The 13,360-nt window shown below is 69.4% G+C and carries 15 protein-coding genes; 7 read left to right on the forward strand and 8 right to left on the reverse strand.

From position 1 onward, the window contains the following. Positions 1 to 9 precede the first annotated feature (9 nt). Together kdsA and JOD31_RS00500 are read left to right on the forward strand one after the other, a co-directional pair. Positions 10 to 855 (forward strand): 3-deoxy-8-phosphooctulonate synthase, encoded by an 846-nt coding sequence (gene kdsA, locus JOD31_RS00495; RefSeq protein WP_204948370.1) that lies wholly within the window; start codon positions 10 to 12, stop codon positions 853 to 855. Between the two features lie 118 nt (positions 856 to 973). Then, on the forward strand, positions 974 to 1,531 hold the full coding sequence (locus JOD31_RS00500) for a tellurite resistance TerB family protein (RefSeq protein ID WP_204948371.1): 558 nt from the start codon (positions 974 to 976) through the stop codon (positions 1,529 to 1,531). A 251-nt stretch (positions 1,532 to 1,782) separates the two neighbouring features. Here the strand turns inward: JOD31_RS00500 and JOD31_RS00505 are convergent, their stop codons facing one another. Further along, positions 1,783 to 2,805: a hypothetical protein gene (locus JOD31_RS00505; protein ID WP_204948372.1), complete on the reverse strand. Its 1,023-nt coding sequence runs from the start codon at positions 2,803 to 2,805 to the stop codon at positions 1,783 to 1,785. 322 nt (positions 2,806 to 3,127) lie between these two features. Further along, a complete protein-coding gene (queF, locus tag JOD31_RS00510) occupies positions 3,128 to 3,574 on the reverse strand; it encodes a preQ(1) synthase (RefSeq protein WP_204948373.1) in 447 nt (148 codons plus the stop codon). Positions 3,575 to 3,688: 114 nt separating this feature from the next. Between queF and JOD31_RS00515 the strand changes: the two genes are divergently transcribed. From JOD31_RS00515 to JOD31_RS00525, 3 genes are all read left to right on the forward strand, one after another. Continuing rightward, entirely contained in the window at positions 3,689 to 4,087 is a 399-nt protein-coding gene (locus JOD31_RS00515) for an Ivy family c-type lysozyme inhibitor (RefSeq protein ID WP_204948374.1), read from the forward strand. Positions 4,088 to 4,197: 110 nt separating this feature from the next. Further along, positions 4,198 to 5,481 carry a phosphopyruvate hydratase gene (gene eno / locus JOD31_RS00520; protein ID WP_204948375.1) on the forward strand — a complete coding sequence of 428 codons (1,284 nt, stop codon included), beginning with the start codon at positions 4,198 to 4,200 and terminating at the stop codon, positions 5,479 to 5,481. Positions 5,482 to 5,527: 46 nt separating this feature from the next. Continuing rightward, positions 5,528 to 6,046 (forward strand): Imm21 family immunity protein, encoded by a 519-nt coding sequence (locus JOD31_RS00525; protein ID WP_204948376.1) that lies wholly within the window; start codon positions 5,528 to 5,530, stop codon positions 6,044 to 6,046. 82 nt (positions 6,047 to 6,128) lie between these two features. On the opposite strand, the gene JOD31_RS00530 is transcribed toward JOD31_RS00525, so the two are convergent. Together JOD31_RS00530 and JOD31_RS00535 are read right to left on the reverse strand one after the other, a co-directional pair. Then, positions 6,129 to 6,491: a hypothetical protein gene (locus JOD31_RS00530; protein ID WP_204948377.1), complete on the reverse strand. Its 363-nt coding sequence runs from the start codon at positions 6,489 to 6,491 to the stop codon at positions 6,129 to 6,131. A 1,070-nt stretch (positions 6,492 to 7,561) separates the two neighbouring features. Further along, a complete protein-coding gene (locus tag JOD31_RS00535; protein ID WP_204948378.1) occupies positions 7,562 to 8,578 on the reverse strand; it encodes a zinc-binding alcohol dehydrogenase family protein in 1,017 nt (338 codons plus the stop codon). A gap of 109 nt (positions 8,579 to 8,687) precedes the next feature. Between JOD31_RS00535 and JOD31_RS00540 the strand changes: the two genes are divergently transcribed. After that, positions 8,688 to 9,059, forward strand: coding sequence for a winged helix-turn-helix transcriptional regulator (locus JOD31_RS00540; RefSeq protein WP_204948379.1), 372 nt, complete (start codon positions 8,688 to 8,690; stop codon positions 9,057 to 9,059). Between the two features lie 31 nt (positions 9,060 to 9,090). Here JOD31_RS00540 and JOD31_RS00545 read toward each other — a convergent pair whose 3' ends face one another. Beyond that, positions 9,091 to 9,621, reverse strand: coding sequence for a hypothetical protein (locus JOD31_RS00545; protein ID WP_204948380.1), 531 nt, complete (start codon positions 9,619 to 9,621; stop codon positions 9,091 to 9,093). Between the two features lie 126 nt (positions 9,622 to 9,747). Continuing rightward, positions 9,748 to 10,656, reverse strand: coding sequence for a cation diffusion facilitator family transporter (locus JOD31_RS00550; protein ID WP_246482289.1), 909 nt, complete (start codon positions 10,654 to 10,656; stop codon positions 9,748 to 9,750). A 219-nt stretch (positions 10,657 to 10,875) separates the two neighbouring features. Between JOD31_RS00550 and recO the strand changes: the two genes are divergently transcribed. Next, positions 10,876 to 11,607, forward strand: a complete 732-nt coding sequence (gene recO, locus JOD31_RS00555; RefSeq protein ID WP_204949295.1) for a DNA repair protein RecO — start codon at positions 10,876 to 10,878, stop codon at positions 11,605 to 11,607. On the opposite strand, the gene JOD31_RS00560 is transcribed toward recO, so the two are convergent. Beyond that, on the reverse strand, positions 11,549 to 12,289 hold the full coding sequence (locus JOD31_RS00560; protein ID WP_204948382.1) for a DUF6064 family protein: 741 nt from the start codon (positions 12,287 to 12,289) through the stop codon (positions 11,549 to 11,551). The two genes, recO and JOD31_RS00560, sit on opposite strands and share 59 nt — an antisense overlap. Positions 12,290 to 12,425: 136 nt before the next feature. Then, positions 12,426 to 13,343: an aldo/keto reductase gene (locus tag JOD31_RS00565; protein ID WP_204948383.1), complete on the reverse strand. Its 918-nt coding sequence runs from the start codon at positions 13,341 to 13,343 to the stop codon at positions 12,426 to 12,428. Positions 13,344 to 13,360: the final 17 nt, after the last annotated feature.

The raw sequence follows: 13,360 nt of genomic DNA on the forward strand, positions 1-13,360 counted from the left end.
AGAGCGACAATGACCGCACCCACTGAGGCCCGCCCGTCCGCCGTCGTCGAGGTCGGCTCCGTCCGCTTCGGCAATGACCTGCCGCTCGCGCTGATCGCCGGCCCCTGCCAGATGGAGAGCCGCGACCACGCGCTCGAGGTGGCGTCTGCGCTGAAGGAGATCACCGAGGCGCTCGGCATCGGGTTGATCTTCAAGACCTCGTTCGACAAGGCGAACCGCACCAGCGCCACGGCGCAGCGCGGCATGGGGCTGGAGGCGTCGCTCCCCGTCTTCGCCGAAATCAAGGAGAGCCTCGGCCTGCCGACGCTGACCGACGTCCACGACGCCCACCAGTGCGCCGCGGTCGGCGAGGTGGTGGACGTGCTGCAGATCCCCGCGTTCCTCTGCCGCCAGACCGACCTGCTGCTCGCCGCCGCCGCCACGGGGCGGGTGGTCAACGTCAAGAAGGGGCAGTTCCTCGCGCCCTGGGACATGAAGAACGTGGTCGACAAGCTGGTCGGGGCCGGCAACCCCAAGGTGCTGCTGACCGAACGCGGGGCGTCCTTCGGCTACAACACGCTGGTGTCCGACATGCGGGCGCTGCCGGAGATGGCGAAGACCGGCGCCCCGGTGATCTTCGACGCCACCCATTCCGTGCAGCAGCCCGGAGGGCAGGGCGCCTCGTCCGGCGGCCAGCGCGAATACGTGCCCGTGCTCGCCCGCGCCGCGGTGGCGGTCGGCGTCGCCGGCGTCTTCATCGAGACCCACCCCGACCCGGACCACGCCCCCTCCGACGGCCCCAACATGGTGTCGCTAAAACAGATGCCGGCGCTGCTCGCGCGGCTGATGGCGTTCGACCGGCTGGCGAAGGGCTGACGATCGCGCGGTCCCTGACGTGGGCTCATCGCGGAAGTTTGAAGTCGGCTGACTGTTTGCTAGAAACGCTGCCGATCTGACACCGGGCTCGCCAGCGGGCCGAGGCACGGAGGGCGGCATGCCTGTGATCGCGGCGATCCTGAGCGGAGCCTTTTTCTGGTTCTGCTACTGGTTCTTTCGGCTGGACGGGCACAAGCGCATCGAAGAGATGCTGACTCAGCGGCGCAACACGAAGCGCCGTCTCGCCTCTCTCGAGGCCGAGGCCCGTGCGCCGATCAAGTCGATCAAGGATCCGCGCGAGGCGGGGACCGTCCTGCTGTTCCTGATCGCGCGGCAGAAGGGCGACTATTCGGCCGCCCAGCTGACGGCGATCGAGCACGAGATGCGCACGGTGATGTCGCTCTCGGGCGATCTGGCCGAAGCCCAGTCCTTCGCGCGTTTCGCCTGCACCAAGACGCCGAGCGCGACCGCGGCGATCCAGGACCTCGCGCCTTTGTTCAACGATCGCCTCACGGCGCAGGAACGCGACGATCTGGTCGAAATGCTGGAGCGCGTCGCCCACGTGGATGGGCCTCCGAACGAGGAACAGCTCCATCTGATCGTGGCGCTCCGCCAGCGGCTGGCGCCGCCGGACGCCGTCGGCGAGGGGTTCGGCTGGACCAAGGCGCGCGGCTGAGGCCGTTCGGGCGTGACGTGCGTCGTCGAGTGGAGGTCGTGGATGCTGCGCTCCCGTCAAGCGGGAGTACGCGGTTAAGGCATGACGCAGCTCCCGTGTTCCGGCCTTGAGCCGGGACAAGGGAGGCAAGTCTCGGCGTCATCCCGGACGGCCGAAGGCCGAGCCGGGATCGTTCTCGGATAAGGCGCCTCTCCTCGACACGATCCCGGCTCTGCGCGGCGTCGCCGCTCGGCCGGGATGACGCCCGCTCCTCAGTCCTGCGCCACCAGCTGCCCGTGCGCACGATCGTAGCGGATGAGGGCCGCGGGCGAGATGTGGACGCCGCCGACCCAGTGGTCGATGCGGTTGATGACGCGGTGGTCGACGCGGCCGGTCATCACGGCGCGGCCGGCCTTGGTGAGGCGAAGCCGCGCGCGGGCGTAGTCGGCGTAGCCGAGATGGCTGCCCGGGCCGAGACCGCAGTAGTCCGGCGAGGGGCCGGGAAGGCCGTCGATCAGCGGCTCGTCGGCGAAGGCCAGGCTGTCCAGCCGGCGAAAGAAGCTCGCGTCGCCCAGGAACTGCGCCTCGTCCTGCTCGGTCACATGGCGGAACAGCTCTCCCGTTGTCGTCTCGGCCTCGGCGAGGCCTCCGAGCGCGCGCTCCTCCGTCAGCGTCAGCCCCCGGACGGGATCGGGAAGCTCCTGCAGCAGGCGCTTCAGCGCGGGCGCGAGGTGGGGAAGGGCGGTGGTGTCCTCCATGGCGAGGCGCGCCAGCGCGTGGGGCGTCTGGGCCGTGAACGCGTCCCAGGCGCGGTCGGCCAGCGCGAGCTGGCGCTCGGTCACCGGCGCGGCGCGGTCCGCGAGCGCGCGCATGGCCTCCGGGCCCTGCAGGCCGAGGTAGTCGTCGGCCTGGACCAGATAGAGCCCCTCGGTGCGGCTCTCGGCGTGGAAGAAGTCGAGGATCTGCAGAAGCTGCAGCTGATCGTAGAGATCGTGCTCCAGCCAGATCTCGACGCGGGCGAAGCCGGCGTGGCCGCGCACGGCCGCGTCGCGCGCGGCGAACTCGGCCGCGACCTCCCCGACGCCGAGGCCGAGATCGGAGGCGATGAAGGCGGAGCGGATCGCGGACAGCCGCTCCAGCCCGCCGGCGGCGGGCACTGGGCCGTCGTGCAGTACGTCGCGCCACGGCAGGATGGCGCCGGCGACGCGCGCCTGCTCGATCCGCGCTACGGCGCTGTCGCCGTTGGTGATGATCAGCACGTCTTCAGACCCGCTGGGCGCGTCGGGGATAGGCATTGGCGCGGCCTCCGAGGGAGCGAAGCGGGGACGGTCGATTCGGGCCGCGAAGGTGGGCGTCGCTTGGGGCGTTTCCGGGGCGCGCCGGCGCCCGTCGTCGCATCCGGTCAGTCTCTCGACCGGACGCCTTTTCCGCGACGATGGCGTGACGGAACGCGCTCCACGTCGCCGCCACGATTGGAGGCGTTCGAGGGTGCCGCGTCGTTGTTGCCGCTGCAGCGACGCGGAAGGCCGGACCCATCGGCGGGCTGATAGGCTCCGGGCTGTCGCCCGGAGCGACGGTGCGGGTCGGAGGACGGTCGGCCTCGCCGCCGACCCCCGCTCACCCCCGGCCGCGGTACGGCGCGACGCCCTGCTCGGGGACCCAGACGCCCGCGGGCAGCTCGCCGGCCTGGAAGAACACGTCGATCGGGATGCCGCCGCGCGGGTACCAGTAGCCGCCGATGCGCAGCCAGCGAGGTTTGAGCGTCGCGATCAGGCGCTTGGCGATCGCGACCGTGCAATCCTCGTGGAACGCGCCGTGGTTGCGGAAGGCGCCGAGGTAGAGCTTCAGCGACTTCGACTCCACCAGCCATTCGTCCGGCGCGTAGTCGATGACGATGTGCGCGAAGTCGGGCTGGCCCGTCACTGGGCAGAGCGAGGTGAACTCCGGCGCGGTGAAGCGGGCGACGTAGGTCACGTCGGGATGGGGGTTCGGCACGCGGTCGAGAGTCGCGGCGTCGGGGGAGGCGGGCGTTTCGGTCTGACGGCCGAGCTGAAGGTCGGTCATGATCGGGCCTTCGGATGGGTAAAACGGTTCGCACGAGCCTTTGCGGCTTCCACGGACGCTTGTCACGCCCGGTCCCGCCGATTCATGGTGTCGCCCCCGGATCGGAGGCTCAAGATGGCGAAACACCTGTGGCTCGCCGCCGCGCTCGTCTGCGCGTGCGCGTCCCTCGCGAGGGCGGAGGACGGCGGCCGCTATCTGCCGGACATCGTCGCCGGAGGCCCCCAGGCGGGCGCGCTCAAGACGATGATGGCGGGCAGCCCGCCGAGCCTCGCCTGGATCGCGAAGCTGGAGGGCCCGAGCGGGCCGAGCCGCATGGTCGAGGTGTCCGGCCAGCGCCGCGAGGTCGCCTTCATCTGCAAGCTGAACCGCTGCACGGACAACCAGTTCCGGGTGCTGTTCTCCGCCGACGGCTCTTTCGCAGTCGGGCTGCTCATCGGTCCGGGCGGACCCCAGTTCTTCGGCTCGCCGACCATGGCGGAGCGCAACGCTCTCATCGCCACCAATCAGCCGTGAGGCCGCGCCGCGCGATTCGTCCGAGCGCGGCGCTTCGACGGCTTTCCGCAGGGCTCGCCTTCGGGTAGACAGCGCGCGACAAAGACGCGCCGCAGCCGGAGCCCTCGCCCATGACAGCCATCGTCGACATCCTCGCCCGCGAGATCCTGGACAGCCGCGGCAACCCGACCGTCGAAGTCGACGTCGTCCTCGAGGACGGCTCCTTCGGCCGCGCCGCGGTGCCCTCGGGCGCCTCCACCGGCGCGCACGAGGCGATGGAGCTGCGCGACGGCGACAAGGCCCGCTACCTCGGCAAGGGCGTCACCAAGGCGGTCGACGCGGTCAACGGCGAGATCTTCGACGCGATCGGCGGCTTCGACGCCGAGGAGCAGGTCAGCATCGACGAGACGCTGATCGGCCTCGACGGCACCCCGAACAAGGCCCGCCTCGGCGCCAACGCCATCCTCGGCGTGTCGCTCGCGGTGGCGAAGGCCGCGGCCGAAGCCTCCGAGGCCCCGCTCTACCGCTACGTCGGCGGCGTCTCCGCCCGCGTGCTGCCGGTGCCGATGATGAACATCGTCAACGGCGGCGCCCACGCCGACAACCCGATCGACTTCCAGGAGTTCATGATCCTGCCCGTCGGCGCGGAGACCTTCGCCGAGGCGCTGCGCGTCGGCGCCGAGATCTTCCACACGCTGAAGAAGGCGCTGAAGGACGCGGGCCACAACACCAACGTCGGCGACGAGGGCGGCTTCGCCCCGAACCTGCCCTCGGCGGAAGCGGCGCTCGACTTCTGCATGAAGGCGATCGAGAAGGCCGGCTACAAGCCGGGCGACGACGTCATGCTCGGCCTCGACTGCGCCTCGACCGAGTTCTTCAAGAACGGCAATTACGTCTACGAGGGCGAGGGCAAGACCCGCTCGCCGGAGGAGCAGGCGCACTACCTCGCCGACCTCGTCGCCAAGTACCCGATCGCCTCGATCGAGGACGGCATGGCCGAGGACGACTGGGCCGGCTGGAAGGCCGTCACCGACCTGATCGGAAACAAGTGCCAGCTCGTCGGCGACGACCTGTTCGTCACCAACGTCACGCGCCTCTCGGACGGCATCCGCCAAGGCGTCGGCAACTCGATCCTGGTGAAGGTCAACCAGATCGGCACGCTGACCGAGACGCTCGCCGCCGTCGATATGGCGCACCGCGCCGGTTACACCGCCGTGATGTCCCACCGTTCGGGCGAGACCGAGGACTCGACCATCGCGGACCTCGCCGTCGCCACCAATTGCGGGCAGATCAAGACCGGCTCGCTCGCCCGCTCGGACCGGCTCGCCAAGTACAACCAGCTGCTCCGCATCGAGCAGCAGCTCGGCGACGTCGCGGTCTACGCGGGACGCAACGCGCTGAAGGCGTTCCGCTGAAGACAAGCCCTGACGGAAACATCAGGACCGGCGGAGGATGTCGCGCATGGACGACGTCTTCCGCTGGATCTGGACGCTGGGAGGCCCGCATCTCGTCGCGCCCCGCGAGTGGGTCGCGGCCTGTGGCGGGGACAGAGGGTGGCGCGAGAACGCCCCCGACGATCCGAGCGATTACGCCCGCGCCTGCCGGAGCCTTAACTACACAAGCGTCGAGCCGAACGGTGGCGGCGTCCTCGCGGTCCTGTCCGGCGTCGCCGGCGCCGTGACATTGATCCCATGCGGCCATGGCGAAGGCGTCATCGTTCAGTGGGTCGGCTGCGACAGCGAAGCTCTCGTCCAGGAGGCGATCGCCGCCCCTCGGCCGTTCGCGGACCGCTGCGAAGGCGAGGCGGAGGAGATCGACTTCGCGACAGGGCCATCTGGCGATCTCGTGATCTTCGACTCCGTCGAAATTGGCGACGAGCCCTTCGGGAGCGGCTCTCGTTCTCCGTGCGGCCGGGGACGTACCGGATCTGGTCCGGCGCGGTCGAGCCGCCGGGATGCATGCTCGTCGTTAGGATGCTGACGTGGACGGGCGATCTCACGCCCGTCGCGGCCGTCTCACCCTAAGGCCTCTGAGCCGAAGCGGCGCCGGTCGCGTCCGGCGCTCAGCCCAAGCCGATGACGATGTCGTCTGGCTCGGTCGGATGATTTTCCCAGATGCGCACCCGCGTGCGCGTCGAGGGGACCGTCGCCCTAAGCACGACCGCTAGCTCTACAGTCGTAACCACGACTTCGCCGCTGGGCGTCAAGATGTATCGATCAGCAACTGCTGGGCGCTCCGGGGCTACATCAGCATCATCCCCAAGGGTGATGCTGGTCTCACCATCGTACTCGTCATGGCATGTGATCGAGATTACGGTATCTGTCCAAAGCAGATGCGCGCCGTTCTGCTCCGGCTCCTCGCCAAGGTTCGGGTCGGAGATAAAGAGAAGGGAATAGGGCGGGGCGATGCTGATATGCTTTTTCATTTCGTTGATACCTCAATATGTTTCTTATGATGCCACCTTGGCTAGCCCGACAACTAACGCAGTGCGGGTAGCCCCACCGTCCGGCTTCTGAGCCGCCCAGGGCGGACGCGCCCTGATGGTCATATGTCCACCGCCCATTGCTGGTTCCCGGATCTTTGGTGCCGCATCGGTGACATCCGTATCGGTTGCCGATCTCATTCACTCTGTCGCGCTGCGCATCTGTTGGTCGCCTGAAAGGTCCCGGTCCTGGAACGCCCTCCACGGCATATGGACCAATGCCGGCTTTGGGTGTTTGAATCTCGACGTAGCGCGCATTCGCCTCGCGCTGGATCGCCTGATTGTTCGCAATCTGCCCTTCGGCTGTTTCATAGACGCCGGGGCGGGGCCGCCAAGATGGGTCCTTTGCCCTCACTCGGGCCACAGCGGCGTCGGCCAGAGCTCTGGAGACGTCGAGCCGCATCTGTTGACCGGGCGTCACATCGGACCAGCGTCCCCCGCCGCTCGATCGCCCACGCCCGCCGCCGCGCGGGACGTTCTGAGCGACCTGGAACGATCCTCCTCCGTCGGTCCATTGACCGCCGTCGGCCTGCCCCGCGGGCGAACGAGGCTGGTTGGGGTCAAAGCCGGCTTTGAACGCGAGTCGAAGAAAACGTGCGAGTTTCGTGTGGAGGCGAGCGCCAGCCTGTCGCCAGCGGGCCGGCGCCGACCGGTCGTCCGGCCTGAGCCGGGCAGTAGATGTCATGCCTGCCTCCCTGAACGGATAGGATCTCAGGCACAATATAGGAATTTAGGCAGATTTTCAATTAAGTTCTTTGTTTGTTCGTTGGCGCGAGGGTGACGTGGCGATGCGAAGCGAAGCGCGGTTCGGCGCGCTCCGCGCGATCTCTTTAAGGGGCGTGACCGCTCGCGCGACCGACAGTCTCTCGGCGGCCCCACCGCTCAGAGCGCGTTCGCTGCTGACGGGCCCGCCGTCATGCCCGGCGGATCCGGGTATCCACGCCTGCGGGTTCGAGCACTGCCAGACGTCGTGGATGCCCGTGCGAGAGCGCGGGGATGACGGCGTTATCGCCTCAGCCCCACCCCTCCAGCACGATCTTGCCCTTCGCGGCGCCGCTTTCGATCAGCGCGTGGGCGCGCGTCAGGTTTTCGGCGGTGATCGGGCCGAAGGCCTCGCTCGCGGTGGTGCGGATCTCTCCGGCGTCGACTAGGCGGGAGGCCTCGTTCAGCAGCGCGCCCTGCGCTGCGATGTCGGCCGTGCCGAACATCGAGCGGGTGAACATGAACTCCCAGTGCACCGAGACGCTCTTGCGCTTGAACGGGTTGACGTCGAGCGCGGCGGGATCGTCGATCAGCGCGAAGCGGCCCTGCGGCGCGATGAGCTGGACGATCTCGGCCAGATGGTCCGCTGTGTTGGTGGTGGAGAACACGAACGCCGGCTGGCCGAGCCCGAGCGCCGCGACCTGGTCCGCCAGGGGCTGGCGGTGGTCGATCACGTGATGCGCGCCGAGCTCCCGGACCCAGCCTTGCGTCTCCGGACGCGAGGCGGTGGCGATCACGGTGAGGTCGGTCAGCCGCCGGGCGAGCTGGATCGCGATCGAGCCGACGCCGCCGGCGCCGCCGATGATGAGGACCGCCCGCGCCGCGCCGGGAACGGGCTTGGCCACGTCCAGCCGGTCGAACAGCGCTTCCCAGGCGGTGATCGTGGTCAGCGGCAGCGCCGCCGCCTCGCCGAAGGAGAGCGAGGCGGGTTTCCGGCCAACGATCCGCTCGTCCACCAGATGCAGCTCGGCGTTGGTGCCCGGACGCTCCAGCGCGCCGGCGTAGAACACCTCGTCCCCGGCCTTGAACAGGGTGGCCTCCGGCCCGACGGCGCGGACGACGCCGGCGGCGTCGTAGCCCAGCACGCGCGGCTCGCCCGCGGGCGGCGTCGCCGACTTCCGCACCTTGGTGTCGACCGGGTTCACCGAGACCGCGCGCACCTCGACGAGGATGTCGCGGCCTGACGGCGCGGGGTCGGGCAGCGCGATGTCGACCAGAGCGTCCGGGGCGTCGATGGGGCGGGGGGCGTCGAATGCGATGGCGCGCATGGCGGGCGATCTCCAGTTGGCGTCGATTGCGTGCCGCCGAGATGAGCCTTATGTGCGATAGGCGCAAGAACGCACTTGATGCGCCCATAGTGTCGAGAAGGATACCGTCATGGCTCGGGTTCGCCACGACCGGCTCGACTGTTCGCCCGGCTGCGCCGTCGAGGCGACGCTCCAGTTCATAGATGGCAAGTGGAAGGGCGTGATCCTCTACCACCTGCTCGCGGGCACGCTGCGCTTCAACGAGATCCGCCGCCGGCTGCCGAGCGTCACCCCGCGGATGCTGACGACGCAGCTGCGTGAGCTGGAGGCGGACGGCTTCGTCGCCCGCAAGGTGTTCGCCGAGGTGCCGCCCAAGGTCGAGTACAGCCTGACGGAGCGCGGACGGACGCTGGAGCCTGTTATCTCAGCGCTCAAGGCCTGGGGCGACGCCAACGCCGATCTCGGTCCGATGCGGGCCCTGAACGACGTCGTCGCTGCCTGACGCGGCATGCCGTTCCCGTGACCGATCGCGCTCAGCGCGGCGAGCGCTTCTGATCGTTCAGGGCCATCGCCAGAAAAGGTAGAGGAACGAAGCGCTCGATGTTGGCTTGCACGGCGGCTTCGCTCGCCCCGGTCGACACCAACGAAAATCGGACGGGGCCGAAGGAGGCGAGGGCCGAGGCCGTGTGCTCGGTTCCGCCGTCCGCGCGACCCATCGTCTTCACCGCGATCTGCGTGCGAAGTTTTCCGAGGTCTCTTGCATAGAGCTTGGTGATCTTCACGGAGACGTAGCCGCCGGCGCTCATCTTCACGAGCGACTGATCTGTCGTTTCAGTCTTCTTCCGGAACTCGACCAACGACTCCGGCGGCCCGTCCGGCTGCCGCTTGGCGCTCACCAGCGCGCCTTGGCCGCAGGCCTTCGCCTCGCATCGGTAGTAGGTCGTGCCCGTTGCGGGATTGCGCCACGGCTTCCAGCCTTCGAGCGATGGGATCGCCTCCTGAGCCGACGCGGTCAGCGTCAGCGCGCAGACGAAGACGGCGCATGCGAGCGTCAGGCGTTTCATGGCGATCACCGGTCTGAGGCAGGTTGCGACCCCAGTATGCGGCGCTGCTTTCGCGCGCGAAAGCGTGACGACCATGGTCTGAAAAGGTGGCAAAGCGCCCGTCGCGTTCGATCCGAAGCCGGGCTCTCAGTCCGCCCATTTCGGATCGCCGGTGAAGGCGATGGTGAGCCAGCGGTCGCGGCCTTCGCCGCCGATGGCGGCGCCGATCTCCTCGCGCACCGCGTCGAACGCCGCGATGGGGCCGATGCTGCGGTCCGCCGGCACGATCAGGTAGATCTCGATCACCTGCGAGCGGCCGACCTTGGCGACGTAGGTGCGACAGCCGTCGAAGCCGTGCTTCGCCACCGCGGCCTCGGCTGCGGCGCGCACGCGGGCGTCGAGTTCGGCCGGCGCGACGAGGAGAATCTCCTTCACGGCGGCCACTACGGTCGAGGCCGGCACGGGGATCAGCAACGCGGTCAGCACGGCCAGAATCGCCGGGTCGGCGTAGGGCGTCCAGTTCTGGTACGGGCCGCCTTCGAGCGCCCACGCGACCAGAAAGGCCAGAAGGAGCGAGGCGCTGATCAGGCAGCTCATCAGCCAGCTTTTCACGTCGAGGGCGAGCAGCGCGGAGCCGATCGAGCGGTTCGCGCGCCGCACGTAGACCAGCAGCACGAGGCAGATCGCGAGCGTCAGCGCGGCGTAGGCGAGCGCCCAGTCGAAGGCGAGTTCGTGGCCCCCGGACAGCAGCGACCCGGCGGCGTTGAGGAAGGCGTAGACGCAGAGCAGCGTGAGCAGCCCGCCGTTGATGGCAAGAACCAGCGGCTCCACGTGCCAGAACCCCATCTGGAAGCGCCGGCTGGCCTCGCCCGCGATCAGCCGCGACACCAGTAGCGCGAGCAGCGTCATCGAGGCGTCGAGCCCGCCGAACACGCCGTCGAACAGGATCGAGGCGGACCCCGACAGCACGCCGAAGACGACGCCGATCAGGCCGATCGCCACGGTGGCCGCGATCGACCGCTTCAGCACGCCCTGCTCGTCGGTGTTGCGCGTCATGGGATGGGTCTCGAATAAGGAGAGGAAATGCGTCATGCCCGGCAAAGCCGGGTATCCACGACTTGGGAGTCGAACTCTACGTCCAAGTCGTGGATACCCGCGCGAAGGCGCGGGCATGACGCTCGCCATTCGACCGAAGCGCGCGCTGCGGCGCAAACCGCAAGACGCCACGGTCTCGCGAACGTGACGTTTGACCTCGGCTGCGCCATCTTGGCCGCCATGCAATGGACCGATGACGGCCTGATCCTCGGGCTTCGCCGCCACGGCGAGACCAGCGTGGTGCTGGAGCTCTTCACGCGCGCTCATGGCCGGCATCTCGGGCTGGTGCGGGGAGGGCGCTCGCGCCGGCTGCAGGCGACGCTCCAGCCCGGCAACAGCGTCTCCGTCACCTGGCGAGCGCGGCTTGACGACCACCTCGGCGCCTTCGCGGTGGAGCCGCTGGCGGGACGCGCGGGCCGGCTGATGGCGCGCGCGGACGCTCTGCACGGCGTCGGGCACCTCGGCCAGCTGCTGCGGCTGCTGCCCGAGCGGGATTCGCACGAGGCGCTCTACGAGATCGCGGAGATCGTCGCCGAAAACCTCGACGATCCGGCGGTGGCGCCGGCGCTGATCGTGAAGCTGGAGGTCGCGATGCTGGCCGAGCTCGGCTTCGGGCTCGACCTGTCCGCCTGCGCGGCGACGGGCGACACCGAGGACCTGATCTACGTCTCGCCCAAATCCGGCCGGGCGGTGAGCCGCGCGGCCGGCGGCCCTTACGCCGACAAGCTGTTCGCGCTGCCGCCGTTCCTGCTCGGCTCCGGCCCCAACGCCTCGCCGACGCCGCAGGACTTGGCCGCAGGCTTTGCGATCACGGGCCACTTCCTCAACGCGCGGGTGTGGGAGCCGCGGGGAATCAAGCCCCCGGACTCGCGGGCGGCCTATCTCGCGCTGCTCGGTCGCGCCGCCGCCTGACTGTCCGGCCGAGCGGAAGCAGCAGCGCGACGGTGGCCGCGCCCAGCAGAACGCCGGCCTCCGGCGCGCCCATGGTCCACAGCGTCATGCCCTGAAACGCGCACCATCCAAGAGGCGCGATCATCAGCGCCGCGCGCCGTCCGGCCGGCAGCAGCGCGAGCAGGCCGAGCGTGGCGATCGCCGTCGGATCGGGAAACAGCAGCAGGACTTCCGCCGCCGCCCACGGCCGGCCCATGGCGGGGGCGAGCAGGGGATAGGCGAGGGCGCTCGCCACCAGCGCAGACGCTCCGAGGCGCCGCGGCTTCGAAACGTCGACGGCGCGGAGAGGCAACGCCGCCAGGACGATCATCAGCGCGCCCTGGGCGACGAAGGCCGGCGCGGCGTAGTCCGCCGACCAGGCGATCGACGCCAGGCGTCCCCAGAGGAAGAGCCACGCCACCGCGATCCAGCCGGCGCCGAGGAGCGCGAGGGCGAGGCGGAGCGCGCCCGGCCGTCCGCGGACCAAGGCCACGAGCACCGCGAGGCCTGCGGCGAGCGCCGCGACCTGCCATGGCCACGCGCCGGCGCCGTAGTGCTCGAGCAACCGATAGTAGGTCCGCGGCACGAACAGCAGGAAGTCGGACGGCCGGTAGGTCCACCATTCCGACATCAGGGGCGTCTCCTCGAAAAATCGCCACGTCACGTCGACCCGCCTGCGTCATGCCCGGCGGAGCCGGGTATCCATGACTTTCTGGGCCGTCGAGTTTGACGCCCTTAGTCGTGGATACCCGCGCAAAGGCGCGGGCTTGACGGCGCGGCGCTGCATGCACTGCGGATCGTCAAAGCTTGACGATCTCGGCCGCGATCTTCGTCCGCGTCGGTTCGTCCGGCAGCGGGCCGGCGGCGGCGGCGAGGTTTTCGCGGACGTGGTCGACGCGGGAGGTCGCGGGAATCGCCGAGGTGACCGCGGGGTGCGAGACGATGAACTTGAGGATGAGCTGCGCCCAGCTCGTCGCCCCCAGCGGCTCCGCAAGAGCCGGAAGCGGTTGGCCCTCGAGCCGCGCCGTGAGGTCGCCCTGCTGGAACGGGCGGTTGACGATCACGGCGATCCCCCGCTCCCGGGCGAGCGGCAGCAGCCGCTGCTCCGCCTCGCGGTCGACAGGATTGTAGGTGAGCTGCACGAAGTCGAGCGGCTTCGCGGCCATGATCTTCTCGAGCTCGCCGTGGCGACGGCCTTCCGAAGTGGTGACCCCGACGTAGCGCAACTTGCCTGCGTCCTTCATCGCGAACAGCGTGTCGAGATGAGCCTCCCAGCTCAACAGGTTGTGGACCTGCAGCAGGTCGAACCGCGGCACGCCCCAGAGCTTGCGGGTCGCCTCGATCTGCGCCGGGCCGTCGGAGGAGGTCCAGACCTTCTCGGCCGCGAACAGCGGCTTGGGGCTTCCGAGGGCTTCCAGACCCGCTCCGACCACCGCCTGCGCGGAGCCGTACATCGGCGAGGAATCAATCATCCGCCCGCCGGCCTCGAAGAAGGCGGCCATCACGGCGACGCAGTCCTTCCGGAGGTCGGCGTCGTCCCCGACGTTGAAGGTGATCCAGGTGCCGAGGCCGACCGCGGGGATCTTCTCCTCGGTGGAGGGAATCGTCTTCGCGAGAGGCGCCGGCGCCTGGGCGCGCGCGACGCGGGGAAGCGCGGCTGCGGCTCCCCCGGCCAGAAAGCCCGCGGCGACCGTGCGGCGGTCGAGTGTCGTCGGCATGTCGCCCTCCTTCGATG

Source organism: Methylopila capsulata (assembly GCF_016907975.1).
Taxonomy (GTDB): Bacteria; Pseudomonadota; Alphaproteobacteria; order Rhizobiales; family Methylopilaceae; genus Methylopila; species Methylopila capsulata.